Source organism: Methylorubrum zatmanii, assembly GCF_014845115.1.
Classification (GTDB): domain Bacteria; phylum Pseudomonadota; class Alphaproteobacteria; order Rhizobiales; family Beijerinckiaceae; genus Methylobacterium; species Methylobacterium zatmanii.
This window is the reverse complement of record NZ_NKUI01000151.1, coordinates 1-5,080: the sequence shown is the minus strand read 5'-3', so window position 1 is coordinate 5,080 and position 5,080 is coordinate 1. Positions and strand designations below refer to the sequence as shown.

Genomic DNA, 5,080 nt, shown 5'->3' with positions numbered 1-5,080 from the left:
TTCGTGTTCGAGGCCAACGCGCATTTCGATCTGGGCGCGGGCGTGATCGTCGAGCCGGTGGTTCAGTACGTGGTCAACCCGAACTCGTTCTGGAACCCCTTCACCGCGCGCCGGGCCAAGGACGGCTTCTATGCCGGCGCCACCCTGGTCGTTCCCCTCGGAACCCTCCTCGGCCTCGCCCCGGGCTAGCCTCAGACCCGAGCCAGCCATTCGGGCCCGCGCGACACGGGCGGGCCCCTCCCCCCAACCCAATCGGAGGAAACGCCGCCATGATGCACGGCGACATCTCATCGAGCCAGGACAGCGTCGGCGTAGCCGTCGTGAACTACAAGATGCCCCGGCTGCACACCAAGGCGGAGGTCTTGCAGAACGCCAGGAAGATCGGCGACATGATCGTCGGGATGAAGGCCGGCCTGCCGGGCCTCGACCTCGTGATCTTCCCCGAATACTCGACCCACGGCATCATGTACGATGCGTCCGAGATGTACGAGACCGCCTCGACGGTTCCCGGCGCGGAAACCGAAATCTTCGCTGAGGCCTGCCGCAAGGCCGGGGTCTGGGGCGTGTTCTCGCTCACCGGCGAGCGCCACGAGGAACATCCGCACAAGGCGCCCTACAACACCCTGATCCTGATGAACGACCAGGGGGAGATCGTGCAGAAATACCGCAAGATCATGCCCTGGACTCCGATCGAGGGCTGGTATCCCGGCGACCGCACCTACGTCTCGGACGGCCCGAAGGGCCTCAAGATCAGCCTGATCATCTGCGACGACGGCAACTACCCGGAGATCTGGCGCGACTGCGCCATGCGCGGCGCCGAGCTGATCATCCGCTGCCAGGGCTACATGTATCCGGCGAAAGAGCAGCAGGTGCTGATCTCGAAGGCGATGGCATTCGCCAACAACACCTATGTCGCGGTCGCCAACGCCGCCGGCTTCGACGGCGTCTATTCCTATTTCGGCCATTCGGCGATCATTGGCTTCGACGGCCGGACCTTGGGCGAGTGCGGCGAGGAGGAGATGGGCATTCAATATGCCGCGCTCTCGAAGTTCCTGATCCGCGACTTCCGCGCCCACGGTCAGTCGGAGAACCACCTCTTCAAGCTGCTGCATCGCGGCTATACCGGCATGATCAACTCGAAGGAGAACCGGCACGGGATGTCGGAATGTCCTTACGACTTCTATCGCCGCTGGATCGAGGATCCCGACGGCACCCGCGATGCCGTGCGCGCCATCACCCGCTCCAGCGTCGGCACCGAGGAATGCCCGATCGAGGGCATCCCCTTCGTCGGCAAGGGTGAGGGCCCGCCCGATCTGCGCTGAGCGCTCTCCTGCGCCACGACGATCTGAAATCTGAGCCGAAGCCGCTTCCGGTCGCACGAAGACCGGAAGCGGCTTCGGCGCATGGCCGCGGCCGCCCTTGGCGGGGCCCCGGAACGGTGTTCGAGGCCAGCCAAGCCATGGATTGAAAAAGAAGCCCTGGTGAGCGGTTTTTGCCTGGAATTAACAGGAAACGGGATCGCGAAAATCCAACGGATCTCGCGGTGGAGAATGTTTATCCGGCCTCCCCATGGTCCGTTCCGCGGCCTCGACCTTCTCTTCGGCGCCGCGGATGAGGGACGATCATGCAGGCTGTGTCACATGTGGAGTTCGAAGGTCGCCTGAGGGCCGGCGCGGGGGCACCGCGCTCCGGTGGCGGTCTGATCCGCCTCGCCGTGGTCGGAGCCTGTGCCCTGATGCTGTCGGCCTGCGTGAGCGCGAAGGAGCAGCGGGCGATGGATCTCGGCCAATGCGCCGATTTCGGCTTCCAGCCGGGCACCGATGCCTTCGCGCAATGCATGATGGACGTCAGCCAGCAGCGCGAGATGATGCAGCAGAACCGGTTGCTGGCGCAGCAGGCGCAGCTCGCCGCCCGGAACCGCGAGGAGGAGAGCCGGCGGGATCTCTACCGGGCCCTGAGCCTGCAACGCTCCGGCGACAAGAATTTCCCGGTCTGCGGTGCCTCGAGCGCCGGTGGCCTCGATGCCCGCAACGGCACTTGGTACGGGCCGAATTGCCGCGCGAAGTAAGTCTGCGCTCGGACGATCCGAACACCGCCAGGGCAACAGGCAAAGGCGCCGCCGGGTCAACCCCGGCGGCGCCTTTGCCTCTGTGCGCATGCGGGAAGTTTGGCGGTGAGCTCCCGTACAAAACATCGATTGTATTGACCCATGTTTCTGGTCAAGCCGCGAGTTCGTCGGCGCGGGAGTGCGATGTTTGCCGGGTGTCGGTGGATTTTCGTCAAACGGGTGCTCGACACCGTCAAGGGCAGACCCATGGGCACGCGCCATCGGCCATAAGCGTGGGCTGCTCACGATGCAGCCTTCGGCCTCCTCGGCCGTGCTCACAGCGTGGTGCGCGGCAACAGCTGGAGCGCATAAAGGCAATCGCCCAACGGCAGAAGGGGATGTCGCCGGAAGGCGACGACCATGGCTTCCTCCTCCGGGCTCAGGACGGTGGAGCGCACTTCCTTCGGTCACATGCGCGCGCGTCCGCTGACGTCTCCCGGCCGCGCCACTTCCGCACGGTGGTCGGGCTGATGCCGTAGCGCTTGGCGGCGGCTCTCACGCTCTCTTGACGAGCTTGGATTGCCCGACGGATCGCCTCATTCGTCGTGGCGCTGCCGTGGAGAACCTGTCCCATAGCCCGTCCCTCCAGGCGGTCTCAGGCGTACCACCACACAAAGGGACTGAACATCAGTCGTCGAAATCGTCGTGTACGGCCGCGGTGCCGCTGCGCCAGTAGCCGTGGGCGCGAACCCATCGGCGATCCGCGCCGCGCTCATCGACGAGCACGCCGCGAAGCTGCTTGGCGAGGCCGGATTCCGTGGCGATCCAGGCGAAATAATCGCCCTCGGGAAAAGCGATTTCGCGCAGGGCGGCGACGATCCCGGCATCCCGCGCCTCGGTGCCACGGACGCGATGCACCCAGACGATCTGCGCCCCCTCGGGCGCGTCGAGCACGAGTTCGTCCGCGGCCCCGTCGACCTCGATCAGCGCGACGGCCCGGCTATCCGCAGGAAGTTCTTCAAGACGGCGCGCCAGCGCCGGCAGGCCGGTCTCATCGGCGACGAGCAGATGCCAATCGAAGTCGACGGGCACCAAGATCGAGCCGCGCGGACCGGCGATCCAGGCCAGATCGCCGGGCTTCGCCGAAGCCGCCCAACGGCTCGCCGGCCCCTCGTGCAAGAGAGCAAAGTCGATGTCGAGTTCACGGGCCGCCGGGTCGTAGCGCCGGGGTGTCAGGTCGCGCCCCAGCGGCTGGGGGCCGCTCTCGGGGAATTCCAGCCCATCCGGGCCGACAGAGGGCAGAACGGCCCGGTCCTGCCCGGGAGCTGCGAAGAACATCTTCACGTGATCGTCGAAGCCCGGACTCGCGAAGCCGTCGAGTGCCGCGCCCGTCAGCGTCACGCGGCGGATCGAAGGGCTCAGATCGAGCGTCCGCAGCACCGTGAGATGCCGCAGCACGACGGTGTGGCGCTCACGCCTGGTCTTACGGGCGTCCCGTGTGTCCGTACTTGTCATGCATCCTCTTCCAGACACGGGTTTCAGGCCTATGGCGGTGTGACGGATAGGCCGTCTTCCGGCTGGCGCCCGAACTGCCTTTCGGTTGCGCCGATCGGCGCCTCCGAGACGCTGAGCCAAACACGCGAACGAAGCCGCGACCGGCGCGGCACTTCGGCAGCAGGACTCCCTGGCCGTATGATCTCATGGCGCAGAGATCCCCGAACGCACCGCAAGCCAGTCGCAGAGAGCTTCAAGATGAAACCCCGATTGTCTGGTCGGCAGCGCCCGGAGCCGCCTGTGTAATGACAAAAACAATGATCGCGAATAGAATTCGATGCAAGCTCTATGTTTTGTATTGAGATTTATTCGAAGTTGAAGATCGATGTGGCCTCTGGAATTCTTCCCGACTGCGACACGATCGGGAAGAATTCCAGAGGGATGTCCGACGAAGCAGCTCCAGTCCGTCGAAAGCGAGCACCGTACAAGCAAATAGTTAAAGCATGTCCTGTGATCCGGGGATCAGGAAGCGGCCTTAGAACCGAAACTCGGCGCCGCCACCGATTTCTCTCGGCAACACAACCGTGCCCTCGTAGTAGTTGGACGGACGAGAGCGCACCAGCCGCTGGTAGGTAACCGAGCGGTCATCGAAGATGTTGTTGCAGAACAGAAACAGCCGCGCATTCTCGTTGGCCGTGTACGTGATTCGTGCGTCCGCGACCGTATAGCTTTTGATTTTGGCGAGCGGATTGTTCGCATCCTCGGAGAAGTAGTCGTCGGTGTATCGAACCACGGCGCCGAGTGTCACCTTCGGCACGAACTCCCAATCGAAGCCCGCCTTCAGATTCATCGCCGGTGCACGGGCGAACTGGTTGCCCTGGAAGACGGTGGGGACGTTGCCGTCGCGCGTGACCTTCGTATCGAGCAATCCGATGCCGCCCTTGACCCGTAGATTGTCGAGGACGAGGTAATCGGCTCCGATTTCGGCGCCATAGGATCGCGATTTGTCGACGTTGACCGTATAGCTTGAGAACACGCCCGCCGTGAGGAACTGATCGATATAGTGCTGACCATTCTTGAAATCGGTATAGAACAAATTTGCCGTCAGGAACATGCGGTCGTCAAGGACCCTCGCTCGAGCGAAGAGCTCATAATTCTGCGCCGTTTCCGCTTTGAAGGGCACATAAGTCCCGGTTCCCGCCGCGCCGCTGAACAGAATCAATGAGACACCGCCCGGATTGTAGCCTTGGCTATAGAGGGCGCCGACCGTCAAATCTTTGCTGACATCGTAAGACAGCGTCACCTTCGGCAGCAGGGCGCCGAATGTCTTGCCGTAATCCAGCGGCGCGAGCGCGTAAGGCGACGTGCCTGCGCGGTTTACGTCATCGTACTGATACCGCAGGCTCCCTGAGTGTCAATCGGCGTCCAATCGGGGCTCTGACTCACTTTTGGTGCAGGCGAGTTGATGGATCTCGGCTTTTGCCGTCGGAGATCCTGCCATGGCCCGTAGCCTTCATCTCGGTTCGGTCATCCCGCAGG

The 5,080-nt window shown here is 63.6% G+C and carries 4 protein-coding genes and 2 pseudogenes; 3 read left to right on the top strand and 3 right to left on the bottom strand.

The features are described 5' to 3' along the window. The 3 genes and pseudogenes from MZTS_RS18145 to MZTS_RS18135 form a co-directional block, all read left to right on the top strand. Positions 1-189: pseudogene (locus MZTS_RS18145) on the top strand (carbohydrate porin); the annotation flags it as partial. Between the two features lie 80 nt (positions 190-269). Further along, positions 270-1,322: an aliphatic amidase gene (locus MZTS_RS18140; protein ID WP_192284908.1), complete on the top strand. Its 1,053-nt coding sequence runs from the start codon at positions 270-272 to the stop codon at positions 1,320-1,322. Positions 1,323-1,624: 302 nt separating this feature from the next. Further along, positions 1,625-2,068 (top strand): hypothetical protein, encoded by a 444-nt coding sequence (locus MZTS_RS18135; protein ID WP_246482167.1) that lies wholly within the window; start codon positions 1,625-1,627, stop codon positions 2,066-2,068. Positions 2,069-2,406: 338 nt separating this feature from the next. On the opposite strand, the pseudogene MZTS_RS18130 reads toward MZTS_RS18135, so the two are convergent. The 3 genes and pseudogenes from MZTS_RS18130 to MZTS_RS18120 form a co-directional block, all read right to left on the bottom strand. After that, positions 2,407-2,681 (bottom strand): annotated as a pseudogene (locus MZTS_RS18130) (helix-turn-helix domain-containing protein); the annotation flags it as partial. Positions 2,682-2,734: 53 nt separating this feature from the next. Further along, positions 2,735-3,562 carry a siderophore-interacting protein gene (locus tag MZTS_RS18125; RefSeq protein ID WP_192284907.1) on the bottom strand — a complete coding sequence of 276 codons (828 nt, stop codon included), beginning with the start codon at positions 3,560-3,562 and terminating at the stop codon, positions 2,735-2,737. Positions 3,563-4,076: 514 nt separating this feature from the next. Next, a complete protein-coding gene (locus tag MZTS_RS18120) occupies positions 4,077-4,943 on the bottom strand; it encodes a TonB-dependent receptor (protein ID WP_246482168.1) in 867 nt (288 codons plus the stop codon). Positions 4,944-5,080: the final 137 nt, after the last annotated feature.